This is a genomic window from Haloarcula pelagica, from assembly GCF_030127105.1.
GTDB lineage: Archaea > Halobacteriota > Halobacteria > Halobacteriales > Haloarculaceae > Haloarcula > Haloarcula pelagica.
Genome location: NZ_CP126161.1, coordinates 242,134 through 261,551 on the forward strand (window position 1 = coordinate 242,134; position 19,418 = coordinate 261,551).

The 19,418-nt window shown below is 65.3% G+C and carries 24 protein-coding genes; all 24 read left to right on the forward strand.

The window, feature by feature from the left end:
- Window positions 1–127 precede the first annotated feature (127 nt).
- The 24 genes from P1L40_RS01210 (at window position 128) to P1L40_RS01325 (ending at window position 19,416) form a co-directional block, all read left to right on the forward strand.
- The gene (locus P1L40_RS01210; protein ID WP_284009489.1) at window positions 128–388 is read left to right on the forward strand and encodes a hypothetical protein; all 261 of its coding nucleotides are present in this window, start codon (window positions 128–130) and stop codon (window positions 386–388) included.
- A complete protein-coding gene (locus tag P1L40_RS01215) occupies window positions 381–620 on the forward strand; it encodes a hypothetical protein (RefSeq protein WP_284009490.1) in 240 nt (79 codons plus the stop codon). Before P1L40_RS01210 ends, P1L40_RS01215 begins: the two co-directional genes overlap by 8 nt.
- Complete coding sequence (locus P1L40_RS01220) at window positions 610–786, forward strand: hypothetical protein (protein ID WP_284009491.1); 177 nt, start codon at window positions 610–612, stop codon at window positions 784–786. The genes P1L40_RS01215 and P1L40_RS01220 overlap by 11 nt, the downstream gene beginning before the upstream one ends.
- A complete protein-coding gene (locus P1L40_RS01225) occupies window positions 779–916 on the forward strand; it encodes a hypothetical protein (RefSeq protein ID WP_284009492.1) in 138 nt (45 codons plus the stop codon). Before P1L40_RS01220 ends, P1L40_RS01225 begins: the two co-directional genes overlap by 8 nt.
- Before the next feature lie 2 nt (window positions 917–918).
- Window positions 919–1,434 carry a hypothetical protein gene (locus tag P1L40_RS01230; protein ID WP_284009493.1) on the forward strand — a complete coding sequence of 172 codons (516 nt, stop codon included), beginning with the start codon at window positions 919–921 and terminating at the stop codon, window positions 1,432–1,434.
- A complete protein-coding gene (locus P1L40_RS01235) occupies window positions 1,431–2,717 on the forward strand; it encodes a PBSX family phage terminase large subunit (RefSeq protein ID WP_284009494.1) in 1,287 nt (428 codons plus the stop codon). Before P1L40_RS01230 ends, P1L40_RS01235 begins: the two co-directional genes overlap by 4 nt.
- A gap of 1 nt (window position 2,718) precedes the next feature.
- A complete protein-coding gene (locus tag P1L40_RS01240; RefSeq protein ID WP_284009495.1) occupies window positions 2,719–4,584 on the forward strand; it encodes a phage portal protein in 1,866 nt (621 codons plus the stop codon).
- Window positions 4,585–4,758: 174 nt separating this feature from the next.
- Complete coding sequence (locus P1L40_RS01245; protein WP_284009496.1) at window positions 4,759–5,985, forward strand: XkdF-like putative serine protease domain-containing protein; 1,227 nt, start codon at window positions 4,759–4,761, stop codon at window positions 5,983–5,985.
- On the forward strand, window positions 5,982–6,956 hold the full coding sequence (locus P1L40_RS01250) for a phage major capsid protein (RefSeq protein ID WP_284009497.1): 975 nt from the start codon (window positions 5,982–5,984) through the stop codon (window positions 6,954–6,956). Before P1L40_RS01245 ends, P1L40_RS01250 begins: the two co-directional genes overlap by 4 nt.
- Window positions 6,957–6,980: 24 nt before the next feature.
- Window positions 6,981–7,109, forward strand: coding sequence for a hypothetical protein (locus P1L40_RS01255; protein WP_284009498.1), 129 nt, complete (start codon window positions 6,981–6,983; stop codon window positions 7,107–7,109).
- Window positions 7,106–7,459 (forward strand): hypothetical protein, encoded by a 354-nt coding sequence (locus tag P1L40_RS01260; protein ID WP_284009499.1) that lies wholly within the window; start codon window positions 7,106–7,108, stop codon window positions 7,457–7,459. Before P1L40_RS01255 ends, P1L40_RS01260 begins: the two co-directional genes overlap by 4 nt.
- A 2-nt stretch (window positions 7,460–7,461) precedes the next feature.
- Window positions 7,462–7,842, forward strand: coding sequence for a hypothetical protein (locus P1L40_RS01265; protein ID WP_284009500.1), 381 nt, complete (start codon window positions 7,462–7,464; stop codon window positions 7,840–7,842).
- A 3-nt stretch (window positions 7,843–7,845) separates the two neighbouring features.
- A complete protein-coding gene (locus tag P1L40_RS01270) occupies window positions 7,846–8,139 on the forward strand; it encodes a hypothetical protein (RefSeq protein WP_284009501.1) in 294 nt (97 codons plus the stop codon).
- A 15-nt stretch (window positions 8,140–8,154) separates the two neighbouring features.
- A complete protein-coding gene (locus P1L40_RS01275) occupies window positions 8,155–8,904 on the forward strand; it encodes a hypothetical protein (protein WP_284009502.1) in 750 nt (249 codons plus the stop codon).
- Complete coding sequence (locus P1L40_RS01280) at window positions 8,901–9,155, forward strand: hypothetical protein (RefSeq protein WP_284009503.1); 255 nt, start codon at window positions 8,901–8,903, stop codon at window positions 9,153–9,155. Before P1L40_RS01275 ends, P1L40_RS01280 begins: the two co-directional genes overlap by 4 nt.
- A complete protein-coding gene (locus P1L40_RS01285; protein ID WP_284009504.1) occupies window positions 9,152–9,610 on the forward strand; it encodes a hypothetical protein in 459 nt (152 codons plus the stop codon). Before P1L40_RS01280 ends, P1L40_RS01285 begins: the two co-directional genes overlap by 4 nt.
- Complete coding sequence (locus P1L40_RS01290; protein ID WP_284009505.1) at window positions 9,607–10,218, forward strand: hypothetical protein; 612 nt, start codon at window positions 9,607–9,609, stop codon at window positions 10,216–10,218. The genes P1L40_RS01285 and P1L40_RS01290 overlap by 4 nt, the downstream gene beginning before the upstream one ends.
- Window positions 10,215–12,854: a hypothetical protein gene (locus tag P1L40_RS01295; RefSeq protein WP_284009506.1), complete on the forward strand. Its 2,640-nt coding sequence runs from the start codon at window positions 10,215–10,217 to the stop codon at window positions 12,852–12,854. The genes P1L40_RS01290 and P1L40_RS01295 overlap by 4 nt, the downstream gene beginning before the upstream one ends.
- A gap of 142 nt (window positions 12,855–12,996) precedes the next feature.
- Window positions 12,997–13,929, forward strand: coding sequence for a phage tail tube protein (locus P1L40_RS01300; protein ID WP_284009507.1), 933 nt, complete (start codon window positions 12,997–12,999; stop codon window positions 13,927–13,929).
- Window positions 13,926–14,483: a hypothetical protein gene (locus P1L40_RS01305; RefSeq protein ID WP_284009508.1), complete on the forward strand. Its 558-nt coding sequence runs from the start codon at window positions 13,926–13,928 to the stop codon at window positions 14,481–14,483. Before P1L40_RS01300 ends, P1L40_RS01305 begins: the two co-directional genes overlap by 4 nt.
- Before the next feature lie 133 nt (window positions 14,484–14,616).
- On the forward strand, window positions 14,617–15,636 hold the full coding sequence (locus P1L40_RS01310) for a hypothetical protein (protein ID WP_284009509.1): 1,020 nt from the start codon (window positions 14,617–14,619) through the stop codon (window positions 15,634–15,636).
- Entirely contained in the window at window positions 15,636–16,166 is a 531-nt protein-coding gene (locus tag P1L40_RS01315) for a hypothetical protein (protein ID WP_284009510.1), read from the forward strand. The genes P1L40_RS01310 and P1L40_RS01315 overlap by 1 nt, the downstream gene beginning before the upstream one ends.
- Window positions 16,163–17,269, forward strand: a complete 1,107-nt coding sequence (locus P1L40_RS01320) for a hypothetical protein (RefSeq protein WP_284009511.1) — start codon at window positions 16,163–16,165, stop codon at window positions 17,267–17,269. Before P1L40_RS01315 ends, P1L40_RS01320 begins: the two co-directional genes overlap by 4 nt.
- Complete coding sequence (locus P1L40_RS01325; protein ID WP_284009512.1) at window positions 17,266–19,416, forward strand: hypothetical protein; 2,151 nt, start codon at window positions 17,266–17,268, stop codon at window positions 19,414–19,416. The genes P1L40_RS01320 and P1L40_RS01325 overlap by 4 nt, the downstream gene beginning before the upstream one ends.
- The last annotated feature ends 2 nt before the right edge of the window (window positions 19,417–19,418 follow it).

Consider the following 19,418-nt stretch of genomic DNA (forward strand, 5'->3'; position numbering starts at 1 on the left):
GAATCGTCAGTCAACCGGCCGACGCCATGACTCATCTCGACCATAGTCGGCCGCCCCGCCCGGATCCAGCACGCTCGCGAGAGCGTGGGGTGCAACTCCCCGACCGGGCCATCGCAGTTATGGCACCATGTCCACGTCACGACCACTCAACCAAGAACTCGCCGCGTACAACGACCGCCTCGATCACTGCCTGAGGAGCCAGTACGGCATGTCACTCCGTCTGTTCAAGATCATCAAGCAGCTCACGCAGCTGACCGGCGTCGCCGCTGGGATTTACGCGATGTCCCTGGGCGCGCCACCGCTCGCGACGTTCGCGATGATGGCGGTGATCATCACCGGGCCGGAGGGGCTGGAGTACTTCATCGAGAAGGGTGGTGGGAGTGCCTAACTACCGCCGGCTCGTCCGCCTGCTCCTGTCGACGGCGATCGTCGCGACGACGTTTGCGCTCTGGGTCCGGGCCCGACTCGTCGGCACCCGCCTCAGTCCGTTTTTCGTCCTGCTCGTGTTGGCCATCATCGTCGCCGCGTCCTACGTCGTGTTCGGGAAGCGGCTGTTCGGCGACGCTGTCGACGAGGCCAAAGAGATCCGCAGCACCACGGAGGACTCCGATGAGCAGTGACGATCGCCGGTCGGACAACGTCGCCATGTCGCTGTTCGACGAGGCCCTGCAGGGCCCGTGGTACATCGCGATCCCGCGGTTGGTCGTGCTGCTGACCGTCGGCGTGGTCTACATTGTCGTGGTTCTGGCCTGGAGCTGGCTCAAGGGAGTGGTCAGCTGTGAGTGACGGTCCGCTTCCCGACGGCGCCGTCGGCGAGTTCGCCAACGCCTACGACGAGTGGCACTACCTCGTCGGCGGCGTCGCGCTTGGATTTCTGCTCGGCGCGGAGTACAGCCGACGTTTCCACAGAGACTGATCATGACCGACGACGAGATCTGCGGAAGCACGGATACGGACAGCGGTGAACCCTGCCAGCGTAGCGCTGGTTGGGGGCGTGATTCCGACACCGGCCCGTGCATCGACCATGCTGACGAGGACGGTGGCACCGGTCGAACCTCCCTTCTGGAGCAGGACGAGTCGATCATCGAAGTGATGGCCGGCGCGCTCCAGGCTGGGGCGACGGTCCCCGAAGCGTGTGCAGAGGCACGGATTAGCGTCGACCAGTACCACAAGTGGCGGCGACGCGGTGACAACGACGACGCCAAGGAACTGTTTCGCAAGTTCCGCAACGAAACAGCGCGCGCACGGCGAGTCGCAGCTCGACAGGACCGTAGCGAGGTCAAGCAGCAGGCCAAGGAGACGGGCGACACGCGAACCCTTTATAAAATCCACCACGACCAGTACGGCGATACCTACGACGAGGAAGGCGGCGACGGCGATGCCGCCGAGGGGATCCCGCTGGTCGTGCCAGACAGCGCTCAGCCTGACCCATGACAGCCACACCCAAGGGATATCAACCGCTCGACGCCGGCCCGATCACGGAGCCGACTGCCGAGCGTTTCGAAGAGGAGCAACGCGACGAGTTGCTCGAACCGCTGGATTACCAGGAGCAGTTTGTCTCCTACGGGTCGACCTACAACGCGTTCGTCTCTGGCATCGGCGCCGGCAAGACGACTGCGCTCATCCAGCGCATCGCCCTCAACGTCGGGTACTGGAACCCTGGCGAGACCGGCGTCGTGATCACGCCGACGGTTCCGTCGCTGCGGAACGTCCTCATCCCCGAGCTCCGAAAGTGGGGCTACCTCGAGATCGGCGAGTGGCAGCCCAGCAAAAAGCGCTGGATCCTCCCGAACGGTGCTACGGTGATCTTCGAGTCGGCCGACAACGCGCGAAAGATCCAGCGCCTCCGGGGCCCAAACATCGCTTGGTTCGGGATGGACGAGCCATCCTCGATCGCGGCCGAGGCCTGGGACATCATGGTCGGCCGGCTCCGTGAAGGGTCGTACCTGAACGCGTTCATCACGGGAACGCCGAAGGGATACAACTGGGTCTACGATACCTTCGTCGGTGACGACGCCCTCAACGACGTCAACCTCGTCCACGACGTCGAGACCGGCGACAACCCGCACCTGCCGGATGTCTACACCGACCAGATCGTCGAGCAGTACGAGGGTCGGTTCTACGAGCAGGAGGTCAAGGGCCAATTCACCGACTTCGAGGGGCTGGTCTACCCCTGGTTCAGTGACGACCACCTCATGGACGAGCCACCAGAGGAGTACGACGAGGTCGTCTACGGCGTCGACTGGGGCCACAACAACCCCGCAGTCGTCCTGGTCGTCTGTCGGCGCGGTGACCAGTGGATCGTCGCCGACGAATGGTACGAACGCCGGTGTACGACTGGCGACCAGGCTCGCGCCGCCGGCGAGTTCATCGACGACTACGGGCAGGGAATCATCTACTGCGACCCAGCGGAGCCGTCGAACATCCACGAGTTCCGCCGGGACTACGGCCTGCCGGCGAAGAAGGCGGCCAACGAGGTGTCGCCCGGTATCCGGAAGATCTCGGAGTTTCAGGACGATTTCCGGGTTGTTCGTCACTGTCAGAACGTCCGCAACGAGTTTCCACAGTACCAGTACAGGGACGGCGGCGATGGCGACGACCCACTGAAGCAAAACGACCACGCGATGGACGCGCTGCGGTACGCGATCTTCACGCACGCGCCGGCCACGAAGACGTCCGACACTGACCGGAGCGGATCTGGGGTGAGCTACGTCTAACATGACTGATTCATCAGACGAGGAGTCGACGCGCGTCTCCCTTTCCGTCTCGACGCCCGGCAACAGTGGGGCGATGGAGAAGGCAACGGAGACGACACAGCTCGACGAGCGACGCATCGCGACGGACGTCGGCCGGGGGATCGTCCCACCGTACAACCCCGAGACGCTGGCCGCGTTCCAGGAGCTGAACGAGACGCATCAGGCGTGCCTGCGCAAGAAGGCCCGCTACGAGTGTGGCTACGGCTTCGACATCGTCCCGCACCCGAGCGCTAGCGACCCCGACCCGGACGGCGACGCCTACAAGACGGTCGATGACTTCTGGCACGGTTCGGACTCGAAATGGTCGATCGGGCCGGAGAACACGACCGTCGCGACGCCCGAGGAGGTCCTGGAACTCTCCCGACTGGACTACCACGGCATCGGCTGGGCCTCGCTGGAGATCCTCGTCGAGGGCGACGGCACGCCGGTCGGGCTGGCACACGTTCCGTCGGCGACCACTCGGGTCCGCAAGACGACCACGGAGGTCGAGACCGAAGACGGCGAGACAGAAGAGGAGATCGTCAGCGGGCACGGCTACGTCCAGATCCGGCAGGGGCGCCGGCGCTACTTCGGCGAAGCCGGCGATCGCTACGGCGACGACCCGACGTTCGTCGACAAAGAGACTGGCGAGGTCGCGGACAGTGCCGACGCGCTCCCGAACGGCCCGGCCAACGAGCTGATCTTCGTGCCGAACCCCAGCCCGATCTCGCTGTACTACGGGATCCCGGACTGGGTCGCAGCGATGCGGACCATGGCCGCCGACGAGGCCGCCCAGGAATGGAACCACGACATCTTCGACAACCTGGGGATCCCTCACTACGCGATCAAGGTCACCGGTGGGACGCTCACCGAAGACAGCAAGGAAGAACTCCGCGAGCTGCAGGAGAACCTCAAGGGCGAGTCCTACCGGACGGCCATCCTTGAGGTCGAGGGTTTCGAGTTCGAGTCCGACAACCCGCTCGACGAGGGCGACCCCAAAGATGTGAACATCGAGTTCGAACCGCTGGGGGCAACCGACTCCAACGACATGGAGTTCCAGGAGTTCCGCGAGCGCAACGAGCACGAGATCGCGAAGGTCCACGAGGTCCCGCCGATCCTCATCAACGTCACCAGCACGTCCAACCGCTCGAACTCCCAGGCGCAGGTCCAGGAGTTCGCCGAGGACGTGATCGCCCCCGAGCAGGCAAAGTTCGAGGCGCGACTCTATCGCATCCTCCATCAGACCGCACTCGGCGTCGACGACTGGACGATCGACTTCGAGCTGCGGGGCGCGAACCGTCCACAGGAGGAGGCACGGACGGCGCGGGCGAAGATCCAGGCCGTCCGCGGCGCGATCCCAATCGACCGGGCGCTGGAGATGATCGGCGAGGATCCGCTGCCCGACGACCACGACGTCGACGGCGAGACGCTGGTCGCCAACGTCGGCGCCGAGTTTGAGGCCGACTCGGAGGCCAGCCGCTCCGAGGATGCGCCACCGAAGGCCAACAAGGTCGGCACGCGGGCCAGTCTCTCGGTCGAGCTGGACGACCCGCTGTCGCCTGAGGAGGTCCGGACGGACATGATGGCCTTCGAGAGTAGCAATCTCGTCTCCGGGCTGTACGACCGCCAGACACGGGACCTCTACATCCGGTTCCACGGCGACCCCGTCGACCGGATCTACGTCTACCTCGATGTCCCCGAGGAAACCTGGCAGGGCCTGAAGAACGCCGAGAGTCACGGCTCCTACCACCACGAGCACATCAAGTGGGACTTCGTCTACGAGGAGCTGACCGACACGAGCGGCTGGCCCCAGATCGGGGCGTCGGCGCCGGCCCCAGCTGACGACTGACGCAAAGACCGATGACCGCGGGAGTTCCCGGCTCCCCGCGCGAGGCACGACCGGGCACGATTCTCTATGAGTAAACACAGCGACAAGGAGCGCGGCGAGAAACGGGGCGTCCTCGAAACCGGTCGTGCCAACGACGACGAGGACGCCGACGACGCCGCCGACGAGGACTGATACATGCCAGTACAGCGCGACGAACAGCACTACGAGAAGCGCGTCGACTACGTCGCCAAGGACGAGGACGCCCAGACCGCGACGGGCGTCGTCATGGTCCCCTGGACGGTCGACCACCACGGCGACTGGGAGCGCCCGGAGACGATCGAGGCGTTCGCCGCCCAGTTCGATGCCTTCATCGACGCCGAGCAGGCCGACGGTGGGATCCTCCACTCGGTCTGGCCCTCGGACTGGATGACCCTCGAGCGCAACGAGGTGCTCGCCGAAGCCGAAGAGATCGGCGGCGAGACCGTCCCCGAAGGCGCCTGGGTCCAGTCGTGGGGCTACCACGACGACGAACTCTGGGGACTCGTCGAGGACGACATCCTCGGCGGGCATTCTATCGGCGCCGTCAGCGTCGATTGGTCGTTCAGTGGCGAAGATCCTGAGGACCTCCCCGACGAGGTGGATGTCCCCGACGAGGTCGACGCCGTGGAGTACTACGAGCTGACCGACGGCATCATCCAAGAAGTCAGCGCCGTCGACTTCCCGGCCGTCCCGGACGCCCAAATCCTGACTGCGTCGAAGGCACGAGCAGCGGCCGCCGAGAAGCGCTTCGCCGAGCACGTTGGCAACCCCAACGGCTTCATCGAGGAAGCGCTGGAGCGCGGCCACAGCGAGGAGGCGGCCCAGCGGATGTGGGACGTGGTCGACCGTGCGATCAACGTCGACGGCGCCGGCGAGCCCGGCGCAAAGAGCAAAGGTCGGCTGACGCGTGCGGCGACGACGGTTCTCAGCGCGCTGACCGGGTCCGATGACGGCAGTACGTCCGAGCCCCCGGATGCATCGACAGCCAAGGACGCCACCGGCGGCGAGACGCCGGATGATGGCGGCACAGCGGCCGCCGACGACATGAGCAACAAGGACGACGAGCCCCCCGAGTGGGCACAGACCATCATCGAACAGACCAAAGAGAACAGCGAGCGCCTCGACGAGATCCAGAACGCCGACGACGACGGCGATCCGCTGGATGACGCCCCCGAGTGGGCCCGCGCGGTCGTCGAGCAGACCCAGAAGAACGCCGAGCGCATCGACGCGATCTCGAAGCAGACCGGGACAACCGAGTCCCAGCAGCTCGGCGGCACCGAAAAGGGAGGCGGCGGCGATGGCGGCATCAGCGAACGCCAGGCGTTCTTCATCCCCGACAGCAAGCTCAGTAAGATGCAGGCCGCCCAGGGGGGTCGCCGATGAGCGCCCAGCGGTACGGTGGGATGACCGGCGTCCGCAAGCAGAACGAAGAGGCGCTCAAGGACGTCGCGCCCGCCGACCTCTCCGGCGGCGTGATGCCGCGGGACCTCTTCGAGGACTGGTTCCGCCGCGTCCAGGACACGTCCATGCTGCTGGACATGGTCCGGACGGAGATCCTCCCGCGCCAGAAGATGGAGCTCGCCCGGATCGGCGTCGGTGAGCGGATGCGACGCGGCGCCAACACTGAAGAGGGGACCAGCAACGGCAGCGCTGAGGTCAACACCGACGGCATCCAGATGGACGCCGAGAAGGGCGTCCTCAACTGGGACCTGCCGCGCGAGACCGTCGAGGACACCATCGGTCAGGTCGACGAGATCGTCCTGGACAAGATGGCGTCGCAGTGGTCGACGGACACGCAGGACCTCGGGATCAACGGTAACGAGGACGACTCCTCGGGCGGGGCGTCGGAGGCGTTCCTCTCGCAGAACGACGGCTGGCTGAAGATCCTCGACGAGCGCTCGGACACGAACACCTACGACCACCAGAACGGCGCGATCGACACCAGCCTCTGGCACGAGGCTCGGGCAGCGCTGCCGAACAAGTTCAAGCGCAACCAGACCGTCAACAGCCCGGTCTACATGATGAACCTGTCGCACATCGAGAACTACGAGTACGAGCTGACCCAGCGGGAGGATCCGCTCGGGGCGGCCGTGCTGTTCTCGGACGACGACATGACGCCGTTCAACTACGATGTTTACGGGTTCGCGGCGTGGCCCGAGGATACGGCGCTGTTCACCTACCCCGAGAACCTCATCTACGGCGTCTGGCAGGAGACCGAGATCGAGGTGCTGGACGCGACCGACAAGACCGCGGAGAACGACCTGTTCGCGCGGTACTTCATGCGGACTCGGGACGACTTCTCGGTCGAGGACGAGAACGGCGCCGTCCTCATCAACAACCTGCCGAGTGCCTGAGGTGAGTGACGGATGGCACATACCGTGGACGAAGTCGTCGTGGTCTCGGATACCGCAGCTGGAGCCGAGTCCGAGCTTGAAAGCTTGGAAGAAAACCACCGGATCGGATCGGATACTGAAATCGTGGTTGACATCCGGGGTGAGACCCGATGACGACCACCAACAACCGCATCCGCGAACACTTCGAGGGTGAGGCCTCACCGTACGCCGAGACCGTCAGTCCCGGCAACGGCGCCGCCACGACCGTCGCGAAGGACACCCGTACACACGTCGTCAACCCCGACGGGACCAACAGCGTCGATCTGGACGCAGCTGCCCAGGAAGGTCACGAGGTGACCGTCGTCCACAATGGCGGGTCGAACACGCCGACGCTGTCGTTCGCCGACGCCGACTTCGTGGGAACCGGGCCGGCCGACATCACGAGCGCTGGCGCCACGGCGACTGTCCGAAACGTCGATGGGACGACAAGCGGCTGGGTCGTCGTCGCGACCGGGAGCGCCTGACGATGCCCCGAGTTCGGCACACCGGTGATGGCGGGCACTACCGCGTCGGGGGCCACGGCTTCGACCCTGGTGACGAGCACAACGTCGACGACGATCTCGCCGGCTACCTCGGCGACCACGACGACTTCGAGGTCCTCGACGAGGCCGGTGAGGGCAACAGCGAGGATACCGATCCCGATGAGGGCGACAGTGAGTTCCGGTTCGATCCCGGTGACGCGACTGACTTCTCGGCGAATGGCTGGCTGGACAACGACTATCAGGACCGGGCCGACGCAGTCCGGGCTGGCGGACTCGACGACTATCTCGCCGAGATTGAGGACGCCGAGACCAGCGAGACGGTGATCGACGCCGTCGACGAACGTCGCGACGAGCTGGAGGGCTGACTCGTGCCGACCACTGAGGAGACGATCGACATCGAGAGCGCCGGCAACGCCGTTGCACTCCGGCTGCTCGACAACAACATCGTCGATGTCCACGTCCGCGGTGACGGCACGGCGGACTACGCGGTGGACGTTCGGAAGAACGGCCGCGACTGGATTCAGGGTGTGCGCTCGGGGTACTCCGGCAGCGCTGACTACGACGACGTCCTCGAGTTCGGGGCCGACGAGATCCGGCTCCGCTGTACGAGCGGGACCGGCACGACGGATGACGAGGCGACGATCACGCTGATGGCGAGCTGACCGCGGTGATTTCCCATGCCTGACACAGGATACTGCACGCTGGAGGACCTCCGCCGAGCGCTCCGAGAGGCGGATCTCCCAGGCGATGTCGAGGGGGACCAACAGATCGCCGTCGACAGCATCACCGCCCAGACCGAGTGGCTGGAGAAGACGCTGAAGCGCCACTGGTACGCGCCCACCGGCGCTGACATCCTCGACGAGGCGACGGCGATCGACATCCCCACGAGCCCAAAGGAGCGCGACGACGAGGAAGACATCCCGACGGCGTCGGCATTCGTCGTCGACGAGGACGGCCCGACGCCCAAGACCTCGCAAGGCACGTACGCGAAGATCAAACTCGCCCGTCGCGACGCCGAGAGCGTGTCGGCACTCCACGTCCGCCAGGGCGACGGGACCTTCGAGGACTGGGCGGCAAGCGCGGACTACGACGAGGGATCCTGGCCGCCGTCGGGCGAGGACTACTACCTCCGCGTCAACAACGGTGGCTGGTCGCGACTGTACGTCGACACCGAGAACCTCCTCAAGGAGGACGAGGACGACGAGTACGTCTTGGAGTCGTTCGCGAACGCGGTGTATCTGGTCTGGGAGTACGGCCACAAGGGCATCCCCCAGACCGTGCGCCGCGCCGTCGCGTTTCGGGCGGCGTCGGACTTCGTCGAGGAGGCGGCGATCCAGATCCCGAACAACGTCGAGGTCTACAACGTCGAGTCGCTGGCCGAGCAGTTCGAGCGCAAGGCCGAGGAGCTGCTGGAGGTCTATCAGTGACGCGACTCTGGACCCGCCTCACCACCGCGCTCGGACTCCGCGAGCCAAACGACCCCGACGCCACGCCCATCGAGGACATCGACGCCGACGGCCCTCATCTCCCGCTGCTGTGCCCCAACTGCGGGGACCCGATAGACGCGCTGGTCCCGGAGACCGACGATCGCGTCGACGTGGGCGAGCATGCCCGACTGTGCCGCATCGGAACCAGCGCTGACCACCACCTTGCAGGGCGCGCGGTGATCCACCGATGACCACACTCAACAACGGGTTCGAGCAGGACCTCCAAAAGGCCGTCCTCGACGACGCCGAGCGCCAGCTGGTCGGCAGCCGGGATAACATCGTGTTCCAGGCCACGCAGCGGGTTCGCGGCCGGCTAGAGCGCTACGCTCGCGAAGAGGACTACAACGTCGAACCGATCCTCGACTCGTTCACCGGCGCCGAGGTCGACCGATCGGGCAACTCCATCACCGTCAGGTGGGGCTACGACCACCCGGCGATCAAGTACTTCGAGTTCGGCACATCGGACCACACCGTCGAGGGCGACCCGGTGCTCGTCTTCGAATTCGACGCCGACGAGTATCCGTATCTCGACGACATGTTTCCTGACGGCACCGCGTTCTTGCCCGAGGTCGAGGTCTCGGGCATCGAGGAGACCCGCGCGATCCGCGACGCGTTGCACTGGCTCCGCCGGGAGGTCGAGTCGTGACTGCTCCGGAGACGACGTGGGTCCTGGACCAGCTGGCCAGCGCTCAGTCCAACATCGCCGCTGGGTACAGCGACAGCAACGGCAACCCAGTCGAGTTGATCCGCGTCGACCGCGACGAGTCACAGCTCTACGACGGCAGCGGGTCGTTCGACATGTCTGGCTCCGTCCGCTCGCGGTCGGGCGACCTCAAAGACGGCGTCTTCGTCGGTGTCACGCATGCCGACACGACGAGTGAGCCGATCGGGACCGAATACGACCACCGCCGTGAGACCATCGTCGGCGTCCGGATCGAGGGCATGCACACGAGCGAGTGGGGCAAGATCGACCCCGCCGGCGAGAGTGGCATCCCGTGGGCCGACGCCGTCCGGGCGGTCCGGCGGGCGATCACGAACCGGCGGACGTTCCCTGACGCCGGCGCTCGGCACGTCAGCTACACGGACCTGACGCTCGCCAACGAGGTCGACGACGCGGCCAGCCACAGCGACTACTACCTGGCGACGTTCGACGTGGTTTTCAACGGATACGAGACGCTGCCGATCCCGGACGCCCCCGGCATCGGCTTCGGGACGACTAGCGCAGGACAGTCCCGTTTTGGTGATATATCATGATCGAGTACCAGGACAAAGAGAGCTGGCAGGCACTGTACTACAACCTTCTCGCCAAGGCCTTCGGTGGCTCTGCTGTCGTCTCCGGCGTCGGCAACGAGTGCGAGGTCAACATCAACACGGGCACCGTCGGCGGGCAAGACACGCTCGTCGTCAACGACGGGACCGTCCTCATCGACGGGTCGCGGGTGTCGGTCGCACAGGACACCGTCACGATCGCCGAGGCCGACGACACGTTCCCGCGCAAGGACGTCGTCTACATCGACAGCAACGGCGACATCCAAGTCGCCCAGGGCCAACCGGAGCAGCGCGACCCCAGCGATGCGACGCGTATCGACACCGAGCGGCCGGCGCCGCCCGACCTCGCAGGCCTGACGGCGGTCCCGCTGGCCGAGGTCTACGTCAGCGCCAACGCCGAGCAGCTCATCAAGGACGATGTCATCGACGTGCGAGTCACAGGCCTCTCCTCGGGCTTCATCGAGGACTTCGAGGAGGCTGTTGAGGATGTCGTCGGGGGCTTGGCCGCGGCCGAGGGCAACATCTCGGTCAGCTACGACGACGCCGGCAACACGCTCACGATCGACACCAGCGCGCTCAACGACGAGGAAGTCCGCGACGAGATCGGATCAACGCTGTCGGCCGGCACCGGGATCGACATCACCGTCGACGACGCCGGCGACACGATCACGGTCGCCGCCGTCCGCGAGCAGGTTGAGGACTGGATCGCCCAGACGCTGGTCGCCGGCGACAATCTCACCGTCACCCACAACGACAGCGCCGACGAAGTCCAGCTGGACACCGACGCCCTCGACGAAGAAGAAGTTGAGGACGCGGTCGCCGCACTGCTCGTCGGTGGCGACAAGGTCACGGTCAGCTACGACGACGCCAACGACGCGCTGACCGTCAACACGTCGGCACTGGATCAAGAGGAGGTTCAAGACGCTGTCAACGGACTCATCCAGACCTCGGGACTGGTCGCGAAAACCTACGACGACGGCACCGGTACACTGACGATCGGCGTCGATCCGGCCGACATCTCCCACGACGACATCGACCAGTCGACCGTCTCGGACGATGACCACCACGCACGCTACACGGACAGTGAAGCCTCGGCGGCGGCGCCGGTTCAGTCGGTGTTCGGCCGAGTAGGCGCGGTTGCCGCTCAAGCCGGCGACTACGCAGCCAGCCAGATTTCGAACTTCGCGAGCGCCGCGCGGGACGCGATCAACGAGTCGGACATCACCCCCTCGTCGGTCAGCACACCCGAAATCTCGCCCGAGGAGACCGACGGAAAACCGCAATCGGTCCACGCTGCGACCGCTCGCGGCTTCGTTGTCGCGCTCTCTCCGGGGGCGGGTGTCTCTGTCAAGGACCCCCGAAACCACAGCACAGATGAGGGGGCGACACAAGCTGCTGTTGACTGGCTGGTCGCCAACACACAGGGCGGCGTGGTTCACCAGCCACACCTCGCTCCCGATGGCACGCAGTTTGAGTTTGCGAACACTGTTGCGACGCCCGACGACGACCCCACCCCAGTGTCCGTGCAAGGTGTCGGTGGCGGGCAAGCGCAGGCAACCGCGGGCGCGTCGCTGACCGTGACTATCTCAGATGGGAGCCCATTTTTGCACCTCTCCGGCAAGCCCGAAGAGTCGGACGGGTCTAACGAGCCGGGAGACGACCAAGCATCCGTTTGGGTTGACGGACTCCACGCCAAGATGCCGGGGTCCGCGGCTGGGATGCGACTCCGCGAAGCTGGACACCACATCAGCAATTGCCAGCTGCGCGGCTATGAGGGCGCCGCTATTGAGATAACTGGGCGGGGGTTCAACGGGTTTATCAGAGGGTCAGATTTTAGCGGAGGATCAGACACTGCCACTGGCGTCGCTTTTACCGACGATGCACTCGGCAACTCCGGGTCGGACTGGACAATCAACGGTTGCACCTTCGTCGGCCCCCATAACAACATCGTTGAGAGTCTCAACTCGTCGTGGAATCGGACGCGGGTCGTTGACTGCCATATGGAGGGGGCAAAGGGAGCGGCCTGCATCAACTGGGTCGGCGGCGGCCAACTCTACGTCAACGGCGGTCAGTTCACATTCACTGACCAAGGCGCTCACGGTATCAGGGTCAAGGACGCGACAGCTGTCCTTATGCCCAACGCCGTCCGTGAGTGCGCCGGCGACGGAATCCTCAAGGAGGGCACCGGAGATGTGGTTATCCCATTTTCGCCCAAAACCGACGGCTCCAACACTGGCGACGCAATCAATATCCAGGGAGTGTCGGGGGCATCTAACGTCTCTATCGTCCCGTATGAGAGCACGCTCGAAGGGCCGGTGACCTATCCGTCAACACCCCGGACAAACGTTCGCTATCCCGATGGGTACCGACTTGTTCGAAGTGGGTCTGCAACCATCTCAGCAGGCTCGTCAAGTGTTGTTAACTCGTTCGCGGGCAATCCAAGCGTCGGGTGGGACGAGGTTAAAACAAGCGTCGCTCTCGACCCGGCGAACACCCCATCTTCCGATGTCGAGATAGAAGAGCGGATAGGGTGGGACACGGGCGGACAGGCTAAACTTGTCGTTGAGGAGACGACAGGGGCAGCGGATGTCGACATCTTGTTCCGAGTCTACCGGCGGTGACTTTGCGGGCACAGTGCCCGGCTGATTCGCGCGCTCGCTGCTGAAACCAACCGATGACGCCCGCCGGGGCCGAGCTCCAGACCCGGCACGGACTTTTCAGGACTACAATCATGACCAGTAACACCCAGACCGGAGGAACAGCATGACGGGCGCCGGCGCCGCGTCACTCGCGTTCGTCAAAAGCGACGGGTTCATGAGCGTTCCCGGCTCGCCCAACTACTACTCCCCCGGCCGCAACCCGACCGTCGAGGAGCTGACGCTGGAGCGCGTCCTCACTCGGATGCGGACCGAGGACAACGCCGAGGCCGTCGACTCGCTCGCACAGAACCTGGAAGGGTCGTTCGGCCTCTCGTGGACGATGTCGAACGATACGCACGGCAACATCCGTGATATCGTGTTCAACGACGGCGGCAACGGGTTCACGAGCGGGCGAGCGGCACTGAGTCGGTGGTACGTCGGGACGGAGTACCTCCCGACGCCGTCGGACCCGCCAAGCGTCCGCGAGCGCGTGCTCAAGGGGTGCATCCCACTGGAGTACTCCCAGACCTACACCCAGGGCGGCGAGATCCGAGAGAGTTTGACCATGGGCTACGCCGACGAGGAGCGCAACACGTCGATCACGCCGACCGGCGTCTCGCGGGCGACCAACGGCAACGACGTGCCGTTCCACGGCTGTCAGTTGGACGCCGACGGTGCCCAGGTCTCCCTGCTCCAGTCGGCGACGCTATCGATCAGCAACATGTACCGGTTCTATCGCGACGAGACGCCGACACCCGCCGACGCGACACTGGCCGCGCCGACCACAACGCTGGAGTTAGAGGCGATCTACGACGAGCAGCAGGATACTCAGCTCGGGATCGCCTACGGCAGCACCTCCTCGCCGACCAGCACGCAGGATCGGTTGGAGGCGATCCCGCTGACGCTCTCGTACGACGTTCAGGGTAACACGGTCGCCGAGTATAGCCTCCCGTCGTGCAAGCCCCAGAGCACGTCGTGGAACAGCCTTATCGACGGCGAGAACAACCTCACGCAGTCCCAGACGTTCCACGTCAACGGCGGGGTGAGCATCGCATGACCGACTTTACCGCCCAGGAGACGCGAACACTCGGCGAGGAATACGACCGACTCGACGCGGAGCTGGACGCTGGCGTCGATCCAATCCTTAACGCCGACGACCTCGACGAAACAGAGACTGGCGCATCCATCGTCCAGTCTGTTTCGACCACGCAGGCGGCGCTCGGTGGCGTCTCGCTTCTCATCAACGGCAACGATCGGGGCTTCGACGGCTACGATCGCGACGCCGAGGTCACTGTGGAGGGGCTGACTGCCGGCGGCTTCGCGAAGGTCGACGACTGGATGGCCGACGTGCAAGCCCACAACGACGGCCCGGGCGACAACCCCGGGACGAGACGGAACGTCTGGGTCGCTGCCGGCCTCGTCGACGCGCCGTTTCTGGAGCCTGGCGAACTGAGCGGTGGCGACCCGTTTGAGGATAAGGTCGCCACGGTCGCCGAGCTCCCTGAGGGCGTCGCGAAGTGGCTCTACGAGTGGATCGACGACCTGACCACGCTCGGCCGCCAAGATTTTCGGAGCTTCAGCGAGCGGCTCAAAGCGGCCCAGGAGGGTTAGACCGTGCCAGTTGGGTCGACTACGCGATCGCGTGTCTGGCCTGCTGCGGACACGATCCCCGCGCGGTCCGGGAGTGGCCCGAGCGTGATCTGGAGGCGGCGATGATCGTCTACCACACCCACTGGAGGGGCCGATGACAGAGTTTGGTGCATCTGCGACGCTGACCGTCACCGTCGACCAGTCCTCACTCGCCAGCGCCCGCGACGAGGTCGAAGAGGCGCTCGGTGAGGTGACGGTCGGCGCCGCACAGACTGTTGGACAGCGCCCCCGGACCGATGGCGGGGTCGCCGCCGCTGGCGGCACGGCCGCCGCCGAAGACACGCTCGACGAGCAGCTCGCCGTGTTGGAGGATATCCTCGACGAACTGGAACAGGGCGCTGCCGGCGGTGGTGGTGGCGGAACGACCGGGTTCATCGGCGGCCTCGGCGGCGGGGCGGCCTTGGGAACTGCGGGCACAGCCGGTTTGGGAGTGCTTGCGGCCACCACTGGCGCAGGACTCAACTTGGCGAGCATCTTGGGCATCGAACAACTCCAGCAGAATACAGCGAACAACAGCGCCCAAGATACGGGACTTGAAGGGTTGCAAAACACGCTTCGCCAGAGCGGGATCTTCGGGGCGACTAACCCAGCACAGTTGGGCGCGAACATCGGACTCGAAGCCGGAAAGGCGTTAAAAAAGCGATTTGGCGCTGCAACGATTGGCGGGATTCTCGGCCGCGAAGCCTCAAAACAAATCAAAGAAGCGATCAAGTCCGCAGAGACATTTACCGACCCCGCAGGCGAGCGGCCGCCTGGACCGAACGAACTCCGAAACCGTTCGCGGTCGGATCCGCTGACAGACCCACTGGACACTGGCTCTGATGTGACGACAAACCGCGGGCCGAACGAACTCCGGAACAGACAACGAACCGGAACGCTCCCCACAGGCGGCCCTCCAGGGCCGAACGAACTCCGGAACCGCCAACAGACCGGCGAGCTCGTTGACGAGCAAGAAGAGCCGCCTAGCCCAAACGACCTCCGGAACCAGACCCAAACGGGAGACATCAACATCGAGGTCGACCAGTCCAAGGATGTCCAGCGACAACTGGACGAGGTCAAGCGCGAAGTCGACAAGATCAAACGCGACTTCCAGCGCGGGGGGTTGCGTCGGTAATGGCCCCGCTCTCTGGCATCCGACTCACGCTTCCCAACGGAACGGTGTTCCGGACGACGCGCAACGTCTCCGTCGACCCGCAGCGGGAGACGCTCTGGCTGTTCAACGGCGCCCAGCAGGGCCTCGCGATCCTCGAAGAACTCGGACTCTCGGGCCAGGGGAACGGCACCGGCGACGGGATCTACCTCGGCGCCGGCGCCGCCGTCTCGCGGACCGAAGTCAGGTTCACGCAACACGAGGGCAACACCGAGCAGTGGGGCGACTCTGCGGCCGACGACTCGGCCAGGTCGAAGCGAGACGAACTCGTGAACGCCCTCGAACGGACGCGAATCTCCAGCGACAACCCGGCCACCCTAGAACACTCGGAGTTCTCCACCGGCGGGAAGTTCGAACCCCGTGAAGTGGTCGTCCTCCAGTTCCAGCTGCCGACCGACGCCCGCGAGGACACGTCGTCGTTTTCGGGAACGATCTCGTTCGGCAACGCCGGCGACATCCAGAGCGTCCTCCAGGGCGGTGAGCGAACCCCATGACACAGCGCCTGCTCCATGCCGTCAACATCCCCTCGGATGCACAGACCCGCGCCGGCGGCGACCAGCGCAAACAACTCTCGAAGCTTGGGCAGTTGAACGGCCGCCCCGGGACCGTCGAGCCTATCTCCAGCGACCCCGACGAAAAGACGCTGACGGGCTACTACGCCGGTCGCTTCGCCGAACTCTCTGCCCGCGAAGTCGAAGAGCTGTTCAGCGCCAGCGGCATCGACGTGGTCCCGTTTGCCGGCCGCTCACAGCCGACCAAGGAGGACGGCTACTACGCGCTGGACAACGTCCGCAGCGAGCGCCCGGATCCGCGGTCGGACGGCCTCTTCCGCTTCGACGGGCGGCTCACGCTCAAGGGCTCGCGACAGTCCCACTGGCGGGCCGTCACAACGACGACGCCCAACAGCAGCGGCGATCCCTCGATCGGCGAGATCGGCGTGCCCGCCGCCGCGTCCGACATCCGATGGTGGGACGAGACGACCGGCGACGTGACTTCTGCGTCGTCGTCTCGCGTCGAGGACGGAGAGAACGCGAACATCGAGATCTACGACGCCACGGGCGTGAGCTTCGACCGACCGACGCTGCTCTACTCGGTGGCCTACGGTCAAGAGTGGCAGACCGATAGCCGGGTGTGGGACGACTACGGTCGGTCCAAGAGCGCGACCATCGACGGCACGACCGTCCCCTCGCAGTGGCAGCGCGTCTACTCGACGACGCACGACCCCCGCGGCGGGATCCGCTTCGAGACCCAGCGGTTGCGCGTGACCACTGACGGCTCGCTGTCGGCGTCGCGGTGGGACGGCGTCAACTACAGCAACGTCTCGCTGGGCGCATCCTCGTGGAACCTCCAGTCCGCGGCGCTGGAGCGCATCGACCTGCCCGTCGTGGTGGGCCGGTTCACGTTCTCGGACGGGTCCAGCACGGCCACTGTGTTGGGCTCGTTCATCCGCGGGCTCGATAACGCTATCTGGCGCGAGCCCGGTGGTGGGGCGCCGCCCGCCGGCCTCCAAGACCTGCTCGGCCCGATCGCCGCCAGCTACGCGCCCGGGCCCGAGCCGACCAGCGGGATCGTTCCGAAGGCGGAGGTCGAGATATGAGTGACCGCTATCGCATCGAGGTCGACCACCCCAGCGGGTCAACGCTTCGCGTCGACCCCATCGACCAAGCCCAGTATCTTCCCAACCTCAACGGCAAGCCCGAGCTGCAAGTCCCCGTTCGCAAGAGCGACCGGTGGCTGGACGACTCCTGGGAGGGTGCCGAGCCCGACATGCGAGCGTGGCTCAACGGCCAGCGGCTCCCGATCGACGAACTCCGCCGCGTCGAGCGCCAGGACGATCGGGCCGTCCTCGTGGGCGAGGGTGGCAAGCAACTGGACGCGCCGGTCGCGATCGAGGTCGACCAGGAGGAGGCCTACATCGCAGCTCGGGATGCCGTCCAGAGCAACACAGCGTACGCGACGGACTTCGACGATCCCGCCAGCGGGACCGACGAGCGGCTGGTCCAAGAGGCCAGCAGCGAGACGGACTTGCTCAATCGGCTGGCGGAGAAGGAAACCGACCCGAACGGGCAGTTACTGGATACGACGCCGGCGCAGTTCACGAACGGCGGCATCGAATCACTCCAGACCTGCTGGACGGTTGAGGCCGAGGACTGGGACGACGAAACCGGCGACGGGTTTGGCTCGACCGGCGACACGGCACTCTCTGGCAACGAGGCGATCGGCTTTCGCGACCAGGTTTCGGTGCGCTACTACGATTTCACGCCTCAGTATGACATCCCAGCGGGCGCGTTCGAGATTTTTTACAGGAACTACGGCACCACCGATGCGCCGTTCGTCATCTGGGAGCTTGCCGGCCCGGACATCCCGACTAGCGAGGAGCGGATCGGCGAGACCAACAACCTGCTGTCGATGTCGTGGGACGGCGTCTATGAGACCGTTTTCGGGGCCGAGGCGCCGCGGCTGGAAGCTGGGAATACGTACACAGTCCGGGCTCGGACAGAAGGCAACGGGACTGGTGAGCGGTTTATCGACGTGATCGCCCCACACGATACCCGGTTTTCACACACGTTCGACAACAACACAACCGACCCCGACGGCGACGGTGTCTACCATCTCTCGGGCCCGGAGCTCTACCCTAACGGACCACAGCTTGACTTCGAGGATGCTGCGACGGCAGCTGCCGTCGTCGGCGCCCGGGTCGACTCGTCGTTTACAGGCTTCACGACTGACTCGCAGATTGCTGTTTCCAACAACAACGGCGGGACTTACGAGACCGCGTCGCCGTCGAACGCGACCTTCACGTTCCCCTCCTCTGGCGGACAGCTCCGCTTCCGCGCGCAGATCGGCCGCAGCGGAATCCGGGATGGGGCGACGCCGCTGTCCGGCTTCGATCCGACGCGGCTTGACGGCTACGAGCTCTACGCCCGTCTCGAAGACTCGCCGGTCCTCCAAAACCGGACGTTTAACGGCTCTGTGTTGGATTGGCTCAACGTGGTCGCGGCATACGCCAACAGCTTGTGGGAGCTCCAGTGGGATCCAGCCTCGGGCTCGATTGAGGTCAACTGGGCCCGCGGCGGTACTCGCGGGAGCGCGACCCCCGGCGCCGTCGTCTCTCGCAGTGTCGAGAAGGACCTCCGGATTTACAAGAAGGCGACCGTCGAAGGCAGCTTCCGGCGCCGCGACGGCGAGCCGATCATCGCCGACCACGGCACCGCACAGGCGCTCGATCAGGATCGCCTGCTGCCCGGCCGGGAGTCGTTGGTCGCCAACGACGGGACCGAGTACGAGGAGAGTATCGACTACTCAATCGAGTATCAGCCCGGGACGATCACAACGTTATCAAGCGGCGACATCACGGACGGGCAGCCGCTGACGATCTCGTACGAGTTCAAGCCCGTGGGGAGCTATCAGGCGGAGACGTTCAGTGCCGGTGATCGCGAGCTCCCCACGCAGACGATCAACAGCGTGACCACCAGCCGCGAGGCGAAGGTGGCGGCCTCACAGATCGTCCGCGGCGCCGACTCGCCCCGCGTGACCGCGGAGCTCGTTCTTTCTCGGCTAGACGCCGGTCAGTCGCTGCTTGACGATGTGGTCTTGGACATCCCCGGCGAGGACGGCTTTGAGATCGAGAGTCTGACCAGAGAGCCCGGCCGCATCGCGCTCCAGTGCGGGACGCGAGCGCCGGTCTCGGAGGTCGTCAGTGACATCCAGTCTCAGCTGTCGGAGACGGCCGACCGGGCGTAATA